Origin of the sequence: Erysipelothrix aquatica (assembly GCF_009828825.1) — a bacterium.
Taxonomy (GTDB): Bacteria; Bacillota_I; Bacilli_A; order Erysipelotrichales; family Erysipelotrichaceae; genus Erysipelothrix; species Erysipelothrix aquatica_A.
The window spans coordinates 179,983-197,417 of sequence record NZ_WTTA01000003.1 but is presented as its reverse complement, the minus strand read 5'-3'; the positions used below and the strand labels follow the sequence as shown (position 1 = coordinate 197,417).

At 39.7% G+C, this 17,435-nt stretch carries 20 protein-coding genes; 14 read left to right on the top strand and 6 right to left on the bottom strand.

The features are described 5' to 3' along the window. Nucleotides 1-3: 3 nt before the first annotated feature. The 7 genes from GVV22_RS06880 to GVV22_RS06850 are packed head-to-tail and all read left to right on the top strand — an operon-like array spanning nucleotide 4 to nucleotide 5,892. Nucleotides 4-147 (top strand): OadG-related small transporter subunit, encoded by a 144-nt coding sequence (locus GVV22_RS06880; RefSeq protein WP_159649395.1) that lies wholly within the window; start codon nucleotides 4-6, stop codon nucleotides 145-147. A gap of 18 nt (nucleotides 148-165) precedes the next feature. After that, entirely contained in the window at nucleotides 166-1,206 is a 1,041-nt protein-coding gene (gene citC, locus GVV22_RS06875) for a [citrate (pro-3S)-lyase] ligase (protein ID WP_159649394.1), read from the top strand. Further along, complete coding sequence (gene citD, locus GVV22_RS06870) at nucleotides 1,193-1,513, top strand: citrate lyase acyl carrier protein (protein ID WP_236261672.1); 321 nt, start codon at nucleotides 1,193-1,195, stop codon at nucleotides 1,511-1,513. The genes citC and citD overlap by 14 nt, the downstream gene beginning before the upstream one ends. Beyond that, the gene (locus tag GVV22_RS06865; RefSeq protein ID WP_159649393.1) at nucleotides 1,501-2,397 is read left to right on the top strand and encodes an aldolase/citrate lyase family protein; all 897 of its coding nucleotides are present in this window, start codon (nucleotides 1,501-1,503) and stop codon (nucleotides 2,395-2,397) included. Before citD ends, GVV22_RS06865 begins: the two co-directional genes overlap by 13 nt. 1 nt (nucleotide 2,398) lies before the next feature. Further along, on the top strand, nucleotides 2,399-3,940 hold the full coding sequence (gene citF / locus GVV22_RS06860; RefSeq protein WP_159633598.1) for a citrate lyase subunit alpha: 1,542 nt from the start codon (nucleotides 2,399-2,401) through the stop codon (nucleotides 3,938-3,940). Next, a complete protein-coding gene (gene citX / locus GVV22_RS06855; RefSeq protein ID WP_159649392.1) occupies nucleotides 3,933-4,520 on the top strand; it encodes a citrate lyase holo-[acyl-carrier protein] synthase in 588 nt (195 codons plus the stop codon). The genes citF and citX overlap by 8 nt, the downstream gene beginning before the upstream one ends. Then, nucleotides 4,504-5,892: an oxaloacetate decarboxylase subunit alpha gene (locus tag GVV22_RS06850; RefSeq protein ID WP_159649391.1), complete on the top strand. Its 1,389-nt coding sequence runs from the start codon at nucleotides 4,504-4,506 to the stop codon at nucleotides 5,890-5,892. Before citX ends, GVV22_RS06850 begins: the two co-directional genes overlap by 17 nt. 128 nt (nucleotides 5,893-6,020) lie before the next feature. Here GVV22_RS06850 and GVV22_RS06845 read toward each other — a convergent pair whose 3' ends face one another. Further along, nucleotides 6,021-6,332 carry a DUF4387 domain-containing protein gene (locus tag GVV22_RS06845; protein WP_159649390.1) on the bottom strand — a complete coding sequence of 104 codons (312 nt, stop codon included), beginning with the start codon at nucleotides 6,330-6,332 and terminating at the stop codon, nucleotides 6,021-6,023. Beyond that, nucleotides 6,332-7,693 (bottom strand): acyclic terpene utilization AtuA family protein, encoded by a 1,362-nt coding sequence (locus GVV22_RS06840; RefSeq protein ID WP_159649389.1) that lies wholly within the window; start codon nucleotides 7,691-7,693, stop codon nucleotides 6,332-6,334. The genes GVV22_RS06845 and GVV22_RS06840 overlap by 1 nt, the downstream gene beginning before the upstream one ends. A 101-nt stretch (nucleotides 7,694-7,794) precedes the next feature. Between GVV22_RS06840 and GVV22_RS06835 the strand changes: the two genes are divergently transcribed. After that, nucleotides 7,795-8,709, top strand: a complete 915-nt coding sequence (locus tag GVV22_RS06835) for a LysR family transcriptional regulator (protein ID WP_159649388.1) — start codon at nucleotides 7,795-7,797, stop codon at nucleotides 8,707-8,709. A 36-nt stretch (nucleotides 8,710-8,745) separates the two neighbouring features. On the opposite strand, the gene GVV22_RS06830 is transcribed toward GVV22_RS06835, so the two are convergent. After that, nucleotides 8,746-9,549, bottom strand: a complete 804-nt coding sequence (locus GVV22_RS06830) for a triphosphoribosyl-dephospho-CoA synthase (protein ID WP_159649387.1) — start codon at nucleotides 9,547-9,549, stop codon at nucleotides 8,746-8,748. Then, complete coding sequence (locus GVV22_RS06825; protein WP_159633577.1) at nucleotides 9,546-10,241, bottom strand: GntR family transcriptional regulator; 696 nt, start codon at nucleotides 10,239-10,241, stop codon at nucleotides 9,546-9,548. Before GVV22_RS06825 ends, GVV22_RS06830 begins: the two co-directional genes overlap by 4 nt. Nucleotides 10,242-10,491: 250 nt before the next feature. Here GVV22_RS06825 and GVV22_RS06820 point away from each other — a divergent pair, with 250 nt between their 5' ends. Beyond that, nucleotides 10,492-10,791, top strand: coding sequence for a hypothetical protein (locus GVV22_RS06820; protein ID WP_159649386.1), 300 nt, complete (start codon nucleotides 10,492-10,494; stop codon nucleotides 10,789-10,791). A 32-nt stretch (nucleotides 10,792-10,823) separates the two neighbouring features. Here GVV22_RS06820 and GVV22_RS06815 read toward each other — a convergent pair whose 3' ends face one another. Both GVV22_RS06815 and GVV22_RS06810 read right to left on the bottom strand, forming a co-directional pair. Continuing rightward, complete coding sequence (locus GVV22_RS06815) at nucleotides 10,824-11,582, bottom strand: nucleoside phosphorylase (RefSeq protein ID WP_159649385.1); 759 nt, start codon at nucleotides 11,580-11,582, stop codon at nucleotides 10,824-10,826. A 4-nt stretch (nucleotides 11,583-11,586) separates the two neighbouring features. Continuing rightward, nucleotides 11,587-12,798, bottom strand: coding sequence for an MFS transporter (locus GVV22_RS06810; RefSeq protein WP_159649384.1), 1,212 nt, complete (start codon nucleotides 12,796-12,798; stop codon nucleotides 11,587-11,589). Between the two features lie 169 nt (nucleotides 12,799-12,967). Between GVV22_RS06810 and GVV22_RS06805 the strand changes: the two genes are divergently transcribed. The 5 genes from GVV22_RS06805 to GVV22_RS06785 are packed head-to-tail and all read left to right on the top strand — an operon-like array spanning nucleotide 12,968 to nucleotide 17,434. Next, entirely contained in the window at nucleotides 12,968-14,149 is a 1,182-nt protein-coding gene (locus tag GVV22_RS06805; protein WP_159649383.1) for a PucR family transcriptional regulator, read from the top strand. A 12-nt stretch (nucleotides 14,150-14,161) separates the two neighbouring features. Next, complete coding sequence (locus tag GVV22_RS06800) at nucleotides 14,162-14,926, top strand: ABC transporter ATP-binding protein (RefSeq protein ID WP_159649382.1); 765 nt, start codon at nucleotides 14,162-14,164, stop codon at nucleotides 14,924-14,926. Next, nucleotides 14,913-15,680 carry an ABC transporter permease gene (locus GVV22_RS06795; protein ID WP_159649381.1) on the top strand — a complete coding sequence of 256 codons (768 nt, stop codon included), beginning with the start codon at nucleotides 14,913-14,915 and terminating at the stop codon, nucleotides 15,678-15,680. Before GVV22_RS06800 ends, GVV22_RS06795 begins: the two co-directional genes overlap by 14 nt. A gap of 7 nt (nucleotides 15,681-15,687) precedes the next feature. Further along, nucleotides 15,688-16,698, top strand: a complete 1,011-nt coding sequence (locus tag GVV22_RS06790; protein WP_159649380.1) for an ABC transporter substrate-binding protein — start codon at nucleotides 15,688-15,690, stop codon at nucleotides 16,696-16,698. Continuing rightward, a complete protein-coding gene (locus GVV22_RS06785) occupies nucleotides 16,691-17,434 on the top strand; it encodes an ABC transporter permease (protein WP_159649379.1) in 744 nt (247 codons plus the stop codon). Before GVV22_RS06790 ends, GVV22_RS06785 begins: the two co-directional genes overlap by 8 nt. Nucleotide 17,435 lies beyond the last annotated feature (1 nt).

Sequence of the window (17,435 nt, the reverse complement as noted above, 5' to 3'; positions counted from 1 at the left end):
ATTATGACATTAAACTTAAACATGGCAGATATTATGCCAGCATTGGAAATTATGGTAATTGGAATGGGTGGAATTTTTGCCGCATTATTAATTATTTATGCAGCAAGTACCATCTTACTTAAAGTCTTCCCAGAAGACAAAAAATAATCGAAAGGGGTGCGCAAGATGTCAGAAATTCGTCGAATGCACATCAAACGCTATCGTGATGAATATAAACAATGGGTTTCGTTTCTAAACGATGCCAACATTCGTCATGAGGACAATGTCGATTATACTTATGGAGTTTTTGAAGGGGATACGTTAATTGCGACGGGATCCATCTATCAAAATATTCTAAAATGCATCGCCGTGTGTAAAAAATACACTGGAGGGGGAACCTTGAACCAACTTATCTCATTCTTAATGAATGAGGTGTTGGACAACGGTTACACAAATGTGTACGTTTATACAAAACCCAGCGCTGTTGAATCCTTTAAATACTTAGGATTTAAGCAAATTGCCGCTGTTGGTGAAGACCTTGTATTCTTAGAAAAAGCAATGAATGGTTTCGATCGTTATCTTGAACGCATCGAACCCTATCGAGAAGAAACAGGCGTAAGTGCAGCCATTGTTATGAATGCAAATCCGTTTACTAAGGGACATCAGTACCTTGTTGAATATGCGACGATGCATGCTGATCATGTCTTTGTGTTTGTTCTTTCTGAAGATGCGTCCACATTCCCTGCGAGAGTGCGTCGTGAGCTTGTAGAAAAAGGAACAGCACACTTTGCAAATGTGACGGTCCTTGATACTGGAAACTATATGGTATCCAATCAAACCTTTCCGTCATATTTCCTCAAAGAAGATGTGAGTGTGACCGCGGTTCAAGCGACTTTAGACGCAACCATCTTCAAAAATATCGCAAACGTTATGAATATAACGAAACGCTTTGTTGGTGAAGAGCCATATTCTGAAGCAACCGCAATCTATAACCAAGCCTTACAATCTGTTTTAGAACCTGAGATTCATCTAAATATTATCCCTCGTAAAGAGATTACTGGAGATGTAATTAGTGCTTCAAGGGTCCGTAAAGCGCTTTTCGAAAATGATTTAGAGCTAGTTCAAAAGCTCGTGCCAACGACCACCTATGACTACTTAATGTCAGAGGATGGTCAAACACTCATCAGTGAGATTCGAAATGGAGGAACATCAATTGGCAAAATTTGAAATTAAAAATCAAGCGGTAGCCGGTACGCTGGAATCATCAGATTTACAGATTATGATTGACCAAAACGCTGGTAAAGGAATTGAAATCGACCTACAAAGTAGCGTTGAATTCCAATTTGGAAAACAAATTCGTAAAGTTGTCGAGGAAACACTTGCGAATCTTGGAATTACGGATGCTAAAGTATCAATTGTTGATCAAGGAGCATTGGACTGTACCATAAAAGCACGTACCATAGCAGTTGTTCATCGTGCATCCGGTATTACACAAAATATCGATTGGGAGGCATTAGAATCATGGAACGTTTAAGAAGAACAATGATGTTCATTCCTGCAAGTAATCCAGGAATGTTACGCGATGCAAACTTATACGGGGCTGATTCCATTATGTTCGACCTCGAAGACTCAATTTCACTAAAAGAAAAAGATACATCACGATTCTTAGTCTACCAAGCGGTAAAAACACTCGATTTTGGAACAACTGAAACCGTTGTACGTATCAACGACTTATCCCAAGGTGGTCGTGACGACATCCATGCGATGGTTCGTGCAGGAATCGATGTTATTCGTCTTCCAAAAACAGAAACAGCGCAAGATGTTATTGATGTTGAAGCAATTATGCTTGAAGCAGAAAAACAATCCGGTCGTGAAGAAGGATCTACTAAGATTTTTGCAGCGATTGAAGGTCCGATGGGTGTCCTCAATGCGTACGCAATTGCAACTTCAAGTCCACGTATCGTGGGAATCGCTATCGGGGCGGAAGACTATGTTACTTCAATGAAAACACGTCGTTACCCAGAACGTAACAGTGAAGAACTATTCTTTGCACGTTCAATGATTGTACATGCTGCCCGTGCAGCAGGTGTTGCTGCAGTTGATACCGTCTTCTCAGACGTTAATGATCCAGAAACACTTCGCCGTGAGACAGAATTAATTCGTCAACTTGGATTTGATGGGAAATCTGTAATCAACCCACGTCAAATTCCTATCGTTAATAGCGTTTACCGTCCTACAGACAAAGAAATCAAAAACGCGAAAGACGTTATTGCAGCAATCGCTGAAGCAGAAGCAAAAGGTTCAGGTGTTATTGCATTAAATGGAAAAATGATTGATAAACCAATCGTAGAACGTGCTGAGCGTGTCATCATGCTTGCACGTGCTGCTGGAATCGATGTAGACGGGGAGGTACGTTAATATGCCAAAAAATAAAGTCGGACGCGAAATTCCTACAGAATACGCAGAAAAATTTGGAATGTTTGTTGATCAATTTGATCGCAAACCAACATACCAACGTAATGCCGCAACTGTAACTGCAGTATTACCTGGGGAATCAAAACTACGTGAATCCATTAAAGATGTCATTATTGAAACAGGTTTAAAAGATGGTATGACCGTATCATTCCACCACCATTTCCGTGAAGGGGATAAAGTCCTCAACATGGTTATGGAAGAAATTGCAAAACTTGGAATTAAAAACTTAACACTCGCATCAAGTTCTATCGCAAACGTTCACGAACCAATTATTGACCATGTCAAAAATGGTGTGATTACAAATATTACATCAAGTGGACTTCGTGATAAAGTTGGAGCAGCTGTTTCTAATGGACTCATGGAAAACCCAGTTGTGATCCGTTCACACGGGGGTCGTGCACGCGCAATCGAAATGGGCGATATTAAAATTGATGTTGCCTTCCTTGGAGCATCTAGTTCGGATGAATATGGAAACTCAAATGGATCACATGGTAAAGCAGCATGTGGATCATTGGGATATGCACGCGTTGATGCAGAGTTTGCAGAAAAAGTCGTCATTATCACAGATACACTTGTACCATACCCAAATACGCCAATTAGTATTCCACAAAATCACGTAGATTACGTTGTTGTCGTTGATTCAATTGGTGATCCAAACGGGATTGCTAAAGGTGCAACACGCTATACAACAGATCCTAAAGAACTTCTTATTGCTGAATATGCAAGCAAAGTTATTCAAGCATCTCCATACTTCAAAGAAGGATTCTCATTCCAATCAGGAACAGGTGGATCATCACTTGCAGTTGCACGTTACCTAAAAGATGCAATGATTGAGAAGAACATTAAAGCAGGATTTGCTTTAGGTGGACTTACAGGTCATTTAGCAGAAATGCATGAAGAAGGCTTAATCGACACACTCATTGATACACAATCATTTGATCGTGGTGCGATTGATTCCATCAAAAATAATGAAAAACACTACGAAATTAGTGCTTCAATGTATGCGAACCCAGGAAATAAAGGTGCAGCCGTCAACATGCTTGATGTGGTTGTACTATCCGCTCTAGAAGTTGATACTAAATTCAATGTTAACGTTATGACTGGTTCTGATGGTTTAATCCGTGGTGCTTCAGGTGGACATAGTGATACCGCTGCAGGTTCAAAACTCAGCATTATCCTTTCACCAGTTGTTCGTGGACGTATCCCAACAATCGTTGATGACGTTAATACCGTTATTACACCAGGACAATCGATTGATGTCGTTGTTACTGAAGTAGGGATTGCAATTAACCCATTACGTCAAGATTTAATCGAACGTTTCAAAAATGTTGATATTCCGCAATTCACCATTGAAGAACTTCGTGATCGTGCTTATGGAATCGTTGGAACACCTGAGCCTATCCAATACGGAGATAAAGTGGTTGCATTAATTGAATACCGTGATGGTAGCTTAATCGATGCAGTGCGCCAAGTTAAACGTGACTAAATATCACATTGATCAAAGTGTCGAGGATGCATTTGAAGTAGGACCTGTTCCTTCACTTGAGGCAGTCCTTGCACATCGTGATCATCGCATTCAGTTCCAACAACAACTTGTGTCGCTTTATCCGAATGCAGTTCTCATTGCATTAAAGGTCAATATGCCAGGTCCTGTTAAAAACAATGAACTGATTCAAACACTCTTAGAACTTGGAATTGAACACTTGCATGCAGCCCTGAATGCTGCAGCACTTGAAACGATCTATACGAAAACTGTGAATGCCATCACAGGTATCGAATATTTCATTGTCGTCAATACATCACAAATTGACCTCATAAAAAAACTCACAATTCAACTCGAAGATCAAAATGCACTTGGAAGACTCTATGACTTTGATGTTTATAATTCAAAAGGATCACTTTCTCGTGAAGATCTAGGATACGATGGCCGCCGTTGCTTGATTTGTAATGAATCAAGTAAGGCGTGTGGTCGTAATCGAACACATACAGTTAAAGCTTTGCACAAAGCAATGCAAAATATATTAATTAAAGAAGGGAGTGTGACGTTTAATGACGAAACACGTTAAAATCACCGATACAATCTTACGTGACGCACACCAAAGTCAAATTGCAACGCGCATGACAATAGAACAAATGATTCCAGTATTGGAAACACTTGACCATGCTGGATTCGAAAGTCTTGAAGTATGGGGTGGTGCAACTTTTGATGCATGTATCCGTTTTTTAGGAGAAGATCCATGGGAGCGACTCCGTACAATCCGCAAACACGTAAAAAATACCAAGCTCCAAATGCTATTGCGTGGTCAAAACCTTCTTGGATACAAACACTATCCAGATGATGTTGTGGATGCGTTCATCCAAAAATCCATTGAAAATGGTATTGATGTCATCCGCGTTTTCGATGCTTTAAATGACTTACGAAACTTAGAGCAATCTGTTAAATCAATTATTCAACACGGTGGTCATGCACAAATGACAATTTGCTATACAATTAGTGAAGTTCATACAGATGCATACTATGTTCAATTGGTTAAAGATATGGAAGCAATGGGTGCGCATTCAATCTGTATTAAAGATATGGCTGGAATCCTGACTCCAGCACGTGCTGAAACTTTAGTCCGTCTCATTAAAGAAGTGACAGCATTACCAATTCATGTTCATACACACTCAACAAGTGGTATTGCCGAAATGACATACCTTAAAGCGGTTGAGGCAGGAGCAGATGTAATTGATACAGCAAACTCATCATTTGCTGGAGGGACAAGCCAACCCTCAACAGAATCCATGGTTATTGCATTACGCGAACTTGGATACGACATTGATGTGAACCTCGAAGACTGCCAAATTGTCGCGGATCACTTCAAAGCTGTAAAAGAAACATTCAAAGAGAGTGGTGTCTTTAATCCAAAAGTTCTCGAAACAGATCCAAACACGCTTATTTACCAAGTTCCAGGGGGTATGTTGTCAAACCTTCTCTCACAACTAAAAGAAGCGAAACAATTGGATAAATATGAAGAAGTACTTGCGGAAGTTCCAAGAGTGCGTGCTGATATGGGATATCCTCCTTTAGTTACCCCATTATCGCAAATGGTTGGTACACAAGCCGTCATGAACGTCTTGAGTGGTGAGCGCTACAAACTGATACCAAACGAAATTAAAGAATACGTCAAAGGTTACTATGGTAAATCTCCAGCTCCGATTGCTGCTGAGATAGTTGAAAAAATCGTAGGTAAAGATGCAGAAATCGTAACTGTCCGCCCAGCTGACCTCCTACAGCCAGCTATGGCAACATTTGCGAAAGAAGCGGAAGCATTTGCAACGACAACAGAAGATGTCTTGTCTTATGCATTATTCCCACAAATTGCTACTCCTTTCCTTAAGAAAAAACAAGATCCTTTCTACGATGTACCAGAACAAATCGTAACGATCGTAATCTAAACACACGCCCATAATGTGTGTATTATTCATCAAGGCCAATGACCTTGATGATACCTTGAACACTGCACTTTCCATGCAGTGTTCTTTTTTTTACGGCAAATAAAAAGCACCACATCGTGGTGCTTTCATTACGCTGTAATCGTGATGTCGAGAAGTGGTGCATACTGTTGGGAGCCATGCATATCACTTTCACCAATGCTTCCTTGTGCCCAAGGACGTGGTATGGTAATTTTCAAACCACGGGCAGGGTCGAAGTATTCAAATGTAATGACATCAGCAGGGGTTAGATGATACAACGTTGCAAAAGACTCTTTAGTGAGTGCTTGACTGTTTTTAAAGTGATTGTAGTCAGCCTCGCTTTTGAATATTATATCAAAAGTAATTTCAAAAGGACCCGAGTTTTTACTGCGTATAACTTGTGCAAAATCTTTAAGTTTCATTATAAAGTAACCTCCGTAATTCGAGTTGGAAATTGAGCGATGGGATCAGTAATATCCATTAAATGATAAACATTAAAGGCACATACAGGACCTAATGGAATTTCTAGAGGAGTAAATGGCATTCCAATATTTCCAGAAGTCGCGATACGCCCAGGATAATGATAATGTAGTAATGTTGTTCGTACACGGTTGGTTACGAGTTGTGCTATTTCTTGTGTTGGGCCGGTCACTTCAGCAATGACACACACTTCATGAGCACTTGGTCCGTCATACGATTCGAGTGACTGCATGATACCATTGCGTCCATATTCGTGCATGATAATGGTGCATTGTGAACTCTCATCAGGTAATGCTTTCGCAACTTCGGTGCGTACATAGTTTAAAACGTCATCGAGTTGACTTAAAAGAATTGGGTCGCGAAGTCCCATCACAGTAATTGAACGGTAACCAACAATTTTTGCACCTTCAAGTTTGATACGATACTGTGAGTCTGGTGCAAATTTACTGCCTGATACCCGTGCGACAGAATCTGTTTCGGCACTAAAGTCGCAGTCATTGAGTAGAAGTTGTCCACCTGGTCCTGGAAGGATGCTTGGGCTACTTTTTTCATACATTGTATGGGCCGCAACGGTGTGTGGTTTTGCTTGAGAATTTTCATTCATAGGTTCAATCGTAAAGTGGTCATGGTAAAGGGTTCCGATAACACTCTTTCCTGAAGGAACTGCACATAATGCCCCACATTCAATAATTTTACCCATATGCCATGCAAGTGCAGGATCGAATCCATTCATGATCCCAATCGCTGCAGTTGGTGCTGGATCATACGTACGACCACCGATAATAACATGCGGTGGATTATCAGATTGAAGAAGATTGATGTAAGGCTCTGCACCCATTTGAGCGGTAATAACCGTAACTTCATCAATGTCTTCGAACGTTAAATCTGGAACATTTGTCATTGCGCTGACCTTTTTATTTTTGAGTGCTTCGCGGACGGTGTCTTTTGGAATATCGCTATAAACTGCAGCAATCCGGATTTCAAGTTGATGTGCTTTCGCAACCGATTCAGCAAGTTCCATAAATAAATCAACATGTTCATTCGTTCCATCGCCGCCAGCAGATGTAATAATCAGTGGCACATTTGCCTTAACTGCAGCAGGGATAAGAATTTCCATTTCTTTTTTATATGCAGATGCAGGGCATGTCATTTCACCAAGTGCTAACTTTTGGGGACCACTATCGGTTGATCCTGCATCTAATACAATTGCATGTGGCTTATAGCTTAAACCACGTTCAAATTCCTTAATCGGAAAACCATACCCCATCATGGGTGTAGGTACTAAAATACGTAAAGAATCCATGTAATGCCTCCTTATTTATAAATATAGTGTACAATGATAATGAAGAATCGTCTAAGACTATTAAACGATAAAATGTATCGTAATATACGATAGGAGAAAGTATGCGAACAAAACAATACGAATACGTTATTGCGCTAGCGGAAACACAATCGTTTTCGCAAGCGGCAAAGAATTTATATATTGCGCAATCATCACTCAGTCAATATATTCTCAATTTGGAAAAATCGTTGGATGTGACGTTATTTGATCGATCTCAAACGCCCATACAGTTGACGCAACACGGTAAGCTATATCTAGAGACGGCCTATGTAATCATGCATCTTGAAGATAAATTAAGGACGCAATTACAGACTGTTGATGCAAAAAAAATCTCAGTTCTACGAATTGGTACCACGCGCTATTGGAGTGGTTTGTTGTTGCCGCGAATTTTGGGACGGTTTCAAGATAGTTATCCACATATCAAACTTGAAATTAGTGAAACGCGGACGTTTGAACTTTCGGATAAATTAGAACACAAGGACGTGGATGTTGCTTTCTTTTCACCTCCAGTTGACTTATCGGGAACCTATGCACAATACAGTTGCGAGCGCTTGTTGAAAGAGAAGATTGTGCTTGCGATAAATCGTGACTTAAAACGATACTATGGGATTATGTCCAATGTTGTGGATCGTGAGACTATGAAGCAATTGCCTTATATAAGTTTGAAGCGTGGGCAAAAGATGCGACACTTTTCAGATCAACAATTTATGGAACTGGGTTTTGCGCCAAATATCGTTCTTGAAACAGAGAACATAGCGACAGCGTACAAACTTGCAGAATCGGGTATTGGTGCGGCTTTTGTTCCGGCACACATTTATGAGTTTGCACCTGAATTGGATAATATTGTTCATTTTGATTTGGAAACACCGCGATATTGGTCATTGTATGGATATATTTCAGAATCGCTTGAAAATCAGGAAGCCGCAAACTATTTAATCACACTTATCAAAATGGAAGTGTTGAAATTGGATAAATAAAAAAGCATCGACGTTAATGTGTCGATGCTTTTGCTGTTAGAGCCGTTCCTTATCGTAGAGATATAAGAAGATAGTAATGGCAAGTAAATCAGCACTCCCCCCCGGACTCAAATTCCTTTGAACAAACATGCGATTCATGTAGCTCAAATGGTAGTCGAGATCGTGATAATCCATAGATGCCAGTGATTTTCCATAATCAAGTCCTAGGATGCCTCCTCGTTTGACCATATTTGCATCATCGTTAGTTGCGATAAGTTGGAGTAAGGCACGTTTGAGGCGTTGATCATAGGGAACAGCCTCATTTTTAAGAATTGGAAGTGCTAGATTAAATGCATGTGGCATACCGGCTTCGACCTCGCCTCGAATGCCTGTAAAACCGTATTGTTCATACATTTTTTCACCATGTGTCTGGAACTGGGTCAGCGAACCGAGTTCTGCTTGGACCAATCCAGCCGTCATAGTTTGAACGCTAGTCTGTAAAGTTTCTAAATCTGGGTAGTTAAGATGCGCAATTGCAGCAATTAAGATACCAAACATGAAATTGGCACCTTTATGCGTGTTAACGTTTGATGTCGCTGTGAACATTTGGTCTTCATTATCGATGCCTGCTTGGCGAATATTTGCGAAGAGTTCTGGTAATGTACCATGATGTTGTGCCCCAATCTCATAATAAACATGAAAACCAGGCACTAATGCAAAACAGCTATCAATAAAGGTAAAGGCATCCATGTCAGTATGTGCCCCTGGATGGTAAGGATCAACAAGTCCAGGCTTTGGCGTTAAGGTGACTTCTTGAATGAGTGCTTTGAGTGCGAGGGTAACGAGTTGATCTTGACTCATGCGTGTTGTTCTGATTCCATTGCTAAGATAATAAACTCTTCTGATAACGCAAGATGTTCGGTTATCACAAGTTTCATTTGCTCGACATCACCATTTTTTAGGCAACGATAGATGAGTCGATGCTCTGCCAAAGCCCGCTCACGACGAGGTGCAGCCGTAAGCGAAATGTCACGGAAGCGGGTTAGATAGTCCCGAAGCCGATTCTGAATGGTTTCAAGACGTGGCATCTCGGAGAATTCATAGATCATAGTATTAAACTCTTTAGACATTTGAATGACACTGTTGACATCGTTAGCAGCTTGAGCAGCATCAGTACGATCAAGCAGCGCTTCCATACGAGCAAAACGCTCGTCATTCATTAACTGCATGGCATTTGTAGCTGCGAGAATATCCAATGCTGTACGAATTTGATATATTTCGCGAACATCGTCTAAATTAAATGTTGTGACTACAATTCCGTAGTTTGGAATATATTGGACAATGTCTTCATCTTGAATCCGTCGTAATGCTTCTCGAACAGGTGTTCGGCTTACGTTAAGTGATTCAGCATAGAATTTTTCATTGATACGTTCCCCCATAGGAATAACACCACTAATGATTGCGGTACGAAGTCCTTCGTAAATGATTTGATTGAGCGGCAAATTTTGGCTCAAATCAACCAAGTCAATAACTCTATCCATGTAATCTTTCATATATTTATCTCCTTGCTTGCTTAGTAAGCTCATGGTTATTCTTATTATATGCTATTTTTCAGGTATAGGTCAAAATGGTGTATACACTGTATACACCTCCATATTGTTCATATATTCGCTAATGAGTGCGTTTACATTGGGAAATTGAGTTGGTTTTTCTAATGTTTTTTTTTTCGGAACTTAGAAAAAAATATATCCAAAATAGGAAAAAGATATCCACATTCGTACTTGATAACAGGAGATGATATACATGAATTTAGAATTACCAATGCATTACGATTTGATTGATCAACACGAACGAATCAATGGAGCTGATGGTCAACGCTTTTTCAACAACCTTCGTGGACTTATTTTGGGGGTTCCGTCGGCAAATCGCGCACTCAAGGCGATAGGGATTAACACAAATAGATTGTGGGGTGTGGTTCGAATGGGCTATGGTGCAGCCTATATGAAATTTGGTACTGCTGCGGTAATCGTAGGTGGCGTTGTTGGTGGAGCGCTAGCAGTGGGGGCATTTGCTGCACTCTGGAATATTCGGATGTTCTATTAAAAAAGCAAGCGTAAGCTTGCTTTTTGAGGGGGTTATTGCGAATTTGTGTTAACGAATTTTAGAGCAGCATTTAAGACAAGTTCTGCCGACTCACGGTGGAGGCGACGATAGTCTTCATCGTTTGTCCATTTTTCATTCGTACGGCTAACATGAACTACGAGGCAGTTAGCAACTGGAATGTTATAAAGTGATCCAAGTAGATACAGAACCGCAGTTTCCATTTCACAGTTAATGATGCCACGAGGCTCCCAATATTCGATAAGATTCGGTGTTTCAATTCGTGTCTTCAAAGCTGGCGTGCGCCCTTGTCCTAAATAATATGTTTCCGAAGTAAGCCCAATGCCAACATGTACTGTCTTGTGATTTGAAGTTAATTCATTGTGTATTTGTGATAGCAGCAATGGGTTTGGAACTGCAGGATAGACTGCCGGTACATAAGCTGATAATAAACCTTCAGAACGTGCCATCCCACTATTTAAAATAATATCACCGGGATTGATTCCTTCTCGCCATGCACCACAACCACCACAGCGAATTATCATTTGTGCATCATTCTCCAGGAGTTCTGTAATTGCGATTTCTGTAGAACCAACTCCAATACCTGTTGAACAAACAGAAACGCGACGTCCTTGATATTCGCCAACATACAAGACAAATTCACGACTGGTATCAACAACTGACTCCACGTTCGTAAATAATGATGATATTAACTCAACCCGACCTGGATCGCCAACGATGAGTGTTACTTCTCCTAAATCGCCAGGCTTTAACCCTTTTAAATGTATGCTCATAATGTTACTCCTTTGTATTTATTTTCAATGATAGTACAGTAATTAAAGAAACACAATACAGTCCTGATAAGAAAAGCATTGCAATTGTTAGCGAGTAGTTATCTAAGAAGAATCCAATTGCTACCGATGAGAATCCTCCAACGGCACGGCCAATGTTAAAGATAATGTTATTGGCAGTTGCACGAATTCTTGAAGGATAGAGGTTTCCAACGATTGCGCCATAACCCGCATTCATCCCATTCGCAAAGAATCCGACAGCAGCACCACCAATTAAGATACCAAGGTTAGAGGATGCGAATGAGTAAAGATAAACAGCGAGGGCGGATGCAATTAAGAATGAAGCATACGCTTTTTTAGCACCAAGTTTATCCATAATTTGACCAAAGACGAGCATTCCTAAGGACATCCCGACAATTGTTGCGATCATCCAAATTGAAGAACCCGAAATACTGATACCAGCTTTTTTCTGTAGAATTGAAGGTAACCAGTTCATTAAACCAAAGTAACCAGCAACTTGAGCTATCGCCATAATCGTTAATTTGATTGTAGTAGCTGCTCGGCCTTCTTTGAATAATTCAGAGATTCCGATTTTTTCAGCTTTTTCATTAGACTGTTGACGTTGTTCCTTCCATGATGCAGATTCGTCCATGGTAAGATAAACATAAATTGCTAAGAAGATTGGCAATGCGCCAAAAATGAAGAGCCCTTTCCAACCGAAGCTTGGCATGATGATTGCTGCCGCGATGGCTGCAATAATACTACCAACTTGACCTGCGATGGTAACAAAAGAATTCATGCGTCCGCGTTTCTCTGCGGGGAAAGCATCGGCGACAAGTGACATTACGACACCATATTCACCACCACCGCCGACACCGACGAGGAATCGTAAGAAGTAGACCATTGTAATGTTTGTTGCGAATGCCATCATTCCTGTAGCGATAGAGAAAATTGCAACGGTGATTGCAAAAATCTTGATTCGACCGTATTTATCAGCGAGTGTCCCGAATATGATACCTCCTACAAGCATCCCGATATTCGTGATTGTGGAAATAAATCCTCCAGCGGCACCATTGATTCCAAAATCAATAATCATGGAACTGAGTGCAAATGATAACATCATAGTGCTCATACTTTGTAATCCGAGCCCGGCCATCGAGCTGAATAAAGCTTGACGACGATATGACTTGTTATCGTGTGTTTCTGTTACTGTATTCATATTTGTCTCCCTTCGACTTTGAACGCCTTAACTATAACAAACACCCATTGAATAAAATATTGTGGAATCACACATAAATATCGAAAATTATTGTGTTATAATACAATTGTTTGTAAGCGGATACCGCTATATAATGAATGCGGAACGGTAGCGCTCTCAGGAGATTGCAATGATTAGTTTAAAAGAAATATATGATGCACTGAATCGACGATTCGATATTGTATCGCTTAATAAGCGTGCAGAATATGCGGAACATGCATCAGTTTCTTCAATAACCGTAATGGAAACGGTAAATGTTGACCAGTGGGTAAAAGGCGGAGAACTCATACTTACGAGTAGTTCAACATTTCCAAAGTCAAACGAGGACCTAACATCATTAATTGAGACACTCAAACAAAAGCATGCAACATGTCTTGCGATAAAAGTCATTGAGGAAGATCGCCCATCTAAGGACGAGCTCGAAGCTTTTACCGAAAATCTAGAATTCCCAATCTTATGGATACCCCACAGTGTTACATATCTTGAGATTATGAATTATGTCAATTCCATGCTCTTTAATATCAAAGAATACAATGATTTTAGAGAACGTGCAGCCTACAATATTATTTTTAACAACGGAACGATAGACAGTTTAATTGTTGACTCATTTAAGTCGTATGATGTCGATATTACGAATTTAGACTGCTTGGTTGCTAATTTTAATTTTAAGGCGGACTCAGAAGACAATCGCATTAATGTTCATTTTGATGCATTTTTTAAAACTGTCCAACTTATGTGTTCAGATTTAATAAATACATCGAAGATTGCAGAATACTTGTTTGTACGCCAGTTGAATAGTTTTATTATCATTTTTCTTGGGAATCGAGAACAACTCCAAGAACTGAAATTAAAGCACTATTCAATCGAAGCATTGGATCAATACAAGGAGAATTTAAATGTGTTGAGTGTAGGACTGAGTAACATAGAGCATATTAAATTTATGCCGCAACTTCTTGATCAAGCCCAATTTACGTTGAGTTTTACAAATCATGATGTTGAAGGTGGTTATATTGAAGCCTATGAAAATGTCGAGTTTTACCACATGATTTACAAGGGCATTGGTTCGGACATGGACACATTCCTAATGTCCACATTACACACTGTGCGCAAAGGGTCGATTCTTTATGACACATTACTGATGTATTTCCGTTGCAATGAAAACCTCCAAGAGACGAGCAAACAACTGTACATCCATATCAACACCTTGAATTATCGTTTAAAGCGAGTTCAAAATGTGACAGGATTAAATTTAAATGTGACACAAAACAAAGTGAAGTTATACTTAGCGGTCATTGCTGAGTACAACCAATAAGGGAGATAGATTATGTCAAGTAAACGTATTGTCAGTGTACAAAATCTAAATAAAACATTCGTAAACCAAGCGAATGAAACGATCACGGCACTCAAAGATATAAATTTTGAAATCAATAGTCAAGAGTTTGTTTCAATTATCGGTCCATCAGGATGTGGAAAATCTACATTGCTTCGGATTGTATCCCAACTTGAAACATACAATAGTGGTAACATTGAATACTTCACTGATGGTCCAATAGCTGATAACATCGGATTTGTTTTTCAGGAATCTGTGCTATTTCCATGGAAGTCCGTGTATAAAAATGCAATCTTTCCACTCAAAGTAAAAAATATGATGACGGATGCTCATCTCCAATATGTTGATCATCTTTTGAAGACAACTGGGTTAGAAAAATTCAAAAACGCACTACCAAAAGAACTATCCGGAGGAATGAAGCAACGAGTTTCAATCGTTCGTTCTTTATCTTATAGTCCTCAGTTATTATTAATGGATGAGCCGTTTGGAGCTCTAGATGCAATTACCCGTGATACGCTCAACTTAGAATTGGCACGAATCTCTCGTGAAGAAAAAATGACTGTCGTATTCGTAACCCATGACATTGATGAAGCAGTATTCCTTTCATCAAAAGTCATTGTTATGTCAGCTCGCCCAGGCGAAATTAAAGAAATTGTTGATATAGATCTTCCGGCAGATCGTGATTTATCCATCCGTGCTGATGAACGCTTCACTACCTATGCGAAACACCTCAGAGGGCTGCTCAATGAAGACAATTAGAAATACTTTTGATAAGCACCCGTTACTAAATACCGTAGCGTCGATCACGGTTTTTATTCTGATTTGGCACCTTTATGTGACACTCGTCCAGGTGCCACACTTCATGCTTCCAGCACCGCTTAGTGTGCTGAAAGAGTTGGTCCATCAGTTTAGTGGAAGTAGTATTTGGCTTCATATTGGCATCACGTTGTATGAAGTTTTGGTCGGATTTATTTTGGGAGTTATTGTTGGGGCGATTATTGCCTATGCAATTTACAAATCAGAAACTCTGAGTGATTATATAAAACCAATTTTGATTTTTCTCCAAGTTGCACCTAAAATCGCGTTAGTACCGCTTTTTGTTGTCTGGTTTGGACTTGGCCTGACGTCTAAAATTATAGTTGTATTTTCGATGGTCGTATTCCCAATTATAATTGGGATTGAATCTGCATTGCGTCAGATTCCGTCGTCATATTATGATTTGTTACACGTCGTTCAGTCACCAAAGTCAAAAACAATCGTTGATTTAGAGATTCCGTACATTCTACCCGAAGTTTTTGCATCGCTTAAAATTGCGATTGTTCAGGCAATAATCGGTGCAACAGTTGCTGAATGGATGGCAGGACAATATGGTCTTGGTTATATTCAATCCTTTGCGTCATCCACATTCAATACACCACTGTTAATCGCTGGAATTGTAGTGACGATTATCCTGGGTGTGATTCTCTATCAGATTATCGAAATACTTGAGCGCAAGTATATCTTTTGGAAGTAGGTCGATTATGAAACGAATTATTACAATACTTTTACTAACCGTAATGCTCGCAGGATGTGGGCAAAAAAGTCACACATACACACCAAATCAAGATGGTTTGATAGATGTAAGTGTTCAAATTGATGGTGCAGCAGTTCCGTACTATGCACCAATGTATGTTGCTCAAGAGCGTGGTTTCTTCGCGGAACAAGGCCTTAATGTTTCGTTCTATTATGCTTCAGCAGCTGAAATTGTAAAAAATGTCGGATCTAACAACATAGAATTTGGATTTCCGAATGCAGACCCAGTTATTATCGGACGTGCAAACGGCGTTCCTGTAAAAATTGTCCATACAACGTTACAAAATGGATTAGGCTCAGTCATTTTCAAAGATGCCTCTGGCATTAAGACACCACGTGATTTAAAAGGGAAAACAATCGGTATTACCTCATACGGCAGCCCTAACTACAGCCAACTAAAAATGCTACTCGAAACAGAGGGACTTACCATCGACGATGTCACAATTAAGATTATTGGTACAGGTGCCATTGTGAATGCCTTGATCACAGATCAAGTTGATGCCATTAGTTTCTCAATGTTGCGTACTTATGAGCTCCGAGCAAATGGAGAAGCCGTGTCAGAATTTAGATCTAACGAGTTTACAACTACCTATGGAAACGTTGTAATTGTTAGTGACACCTTCTTAGAAACAAATCCTGAGCTAGTTGAAGGCTTTACGAAAGCACTCAACAAATCGCTCGAATATATTACGGATGGAAATCTTGAAGATGCCGTCGACTTATCCATTGATAACTATGCTCAATCAGCCAAAAACTCTCGAGACAAATTCGTGACAATAATGGATGATGCCTATGTTAACGGATTATGGCAAAGTGAGGATACGAAAATCCATGGATTTGGCTACAATAATCGTGCTCGATATCAATTGTTCATTGATGACCTTGCAAAATTTGGTATTATCTCTAAATCATACGATGCTTCGGAATTAATCGTTGAAGGAGGTGCAAACCATGAATAAAAAAATTATCAGACCGATGATTCTCACAGTTATCATTCTTGTGATATGGCAAATTGCAGTTCAAGTTACGAAGGTACCGAACTATATTATGCCAAGCCCATTTGAATTGGTTCAGTATATGGGTAATCAGTTTGCAACAGGTTCAATTACGAAACATATTTTAACAACACTTCATGAAGTTATCGTCGGGACATTCTATGGAATTCTTGTTGGGATTGCGTTGGGATATGCAATTGCGAAGTCGAAATTAGTGGATCGATTATTGACACCCATTATCTTGATTCTACAAATTGCACCAAAAATCTCACTCGCACCTCTCTTCCTTTTATGGTTTGGCTTAGGGGCAACGTCTAAAATTGCTTTAGTTATCTTAGTTGTTTCTTTCCCTGTCATGATTGCGCAAAGTACAGTCATCAAAAATATTGATAAAAATTATATCGATTATATGACGGTCTTAAACGGAAATGCTTTACAAAGATTCATTCATGTAGAACTACCGTATTCATTGACAGCAGTTCTGAGTGGGATCAAAGTTTCTGTGACTCAAGGGATGACTGGAGCAGTCATTGGTGAAATGATGGGGGCTCAAGCTGGTCTTGGGTACCTGTTGGTCTATGGAAGTGAAATGTACGATATTAAAATAATTCTCAGCTCAGTCGTCATTCTGTCTGTGCTTGGTCTTATCTTATATTATCTTGCAGAGTATGCTGAAAAGAAAATCATTTATTGGAATTAAA

What these genes read in the sequence shown, in the direction of transcription:
- GVV22_RS06845 (WP_159649390.1), bottom strand. Translation starts at nt 6,332, where the DNA reads ATGAAACTTAAAGATTTTGCACAAGTTATACGCAGTAAAAACTCGGGT.
- GVV22_RS06800 (WP_159649382.1), top strand. Translation starts at nt 14,162, where the DNA reads ATGTCAAGTAAACGTATTGTCAGTGTACAAAATCTAAATAAAACATTC.
- GVV22_RS06825 (WP_159633577.1), bottom strand. Translation starts at nt 10,241, where the DNA reads ATGAAAGATTACATGGATAGAGTTATTGACTTGGTTGATTTGAGCCAA.
- GVV22_RS06850 (WP_159649391.1), top strand. Translation starts at nt 4,504, where the DNA reads ATGACGAAACACGTTAAAATCACCGATACAATCTTACGTGACGCACAC.
- GVV22_RS06810 (WP_159649384.1), bottom strand. Translation starts at nt 12,798, where the DNA reads ATGAATACAGTAACAGAAACACACGATAACAAGTCATATCGTCGTCAA.
- GVV22_RS06835 (WP_159649388.1), top strand. Translation starts at nt 7,795, where the DNA reads ATGCGAACAAAACAATACGAATACGTTATTGCGCTAGCGGAAACACAA.
- GVV22_RS06795 (WP_159649381.1), top strand. Translation starts at nt 14,913, where the DNA reads ATGAAGACAATTAGAAATACTTTTGATAAGCACCCGTTACTAAATACC.
- GVV22_RS06865 (WP_159649393.1), top strand. Translation starts at nt 1,501, where the DNA reads ATGGAACGTTTAAGAAGAACAATGATGTTCATTCCTGCAAGTAATCCA.
- GVV22_RS06880 (WP_159649395.1), top strand. Translation starts at nt 4, where the DNA reads ATGACATTAAACTTAAACATGGCAGATATTATGCCAGCATTGGAAATT.
- GVV22_RS06820 (WP_159649386.1), top strand. Translation starts at nt 10,492, where the DNA reads ATGAATTTAGAATTACCAATGCATTACGATTTGATTGATCAACACGAA.
- GVV22_RS06805 (WP_159649383.1), top strand. Translation starts at nt 12,968, where the DNA reads ATGATTAGTTTAAAAGAAATATATGATGCACTGAATCGACGATTCGAT.
- citF (WP_159633598.1), top strand. Translation starts at nt 2,399, where the DNA reads ATGCCAAAAAATAAAGTCGGACGCGAAATTCCTACAGAATACGCAGAA.
- GVV22_RS06840 (WP_159649389.1), bottom strand. Translation starts at nt 7,693, where the DNA reads ATGGATTCTTTACGTATTTTAGTACCTACACCCATGATGGGGTATGGT.
- GVV22_RS06785 (WP_159649379.1), top strand. Translation starts at nt 16,691, where the DNA reads ATGAATAAAAAAATTATCAGACCGATGATTCTCACAGTTATCATTCTT.
- GVV22_RS06830 (WP_159649387.1), bottom strand. Translation starts at nt 9,549, where the DNA reads ATGAGTCAAGATCAACTCGTTACCCTCGCACTCAAAGCACTCATTCAA.
- GVV22_RS06790 (WP_159649380.1), top strand. Translation starts at nt 15,688, where the DNA reads ATGAAACGAATTATTACAATACTTTTACTAACCGTAATGCTCGCAGGA.
- citC (WP_159649394.1), top strand. Translation starts at nt 166, where the DNA reads ATGTCAGAAATTCGTCGAATGCACATCAAACGCTATCGTGATGAATAT.
- GVV22_RS06815 (WP_159649385.1), bottom strand. Translation starts at nt 11,582, where the DNA reads ATGAGCATACATTTAAAAGGGTTAAAGCCTGGCGATTTAGGAGAAGTA.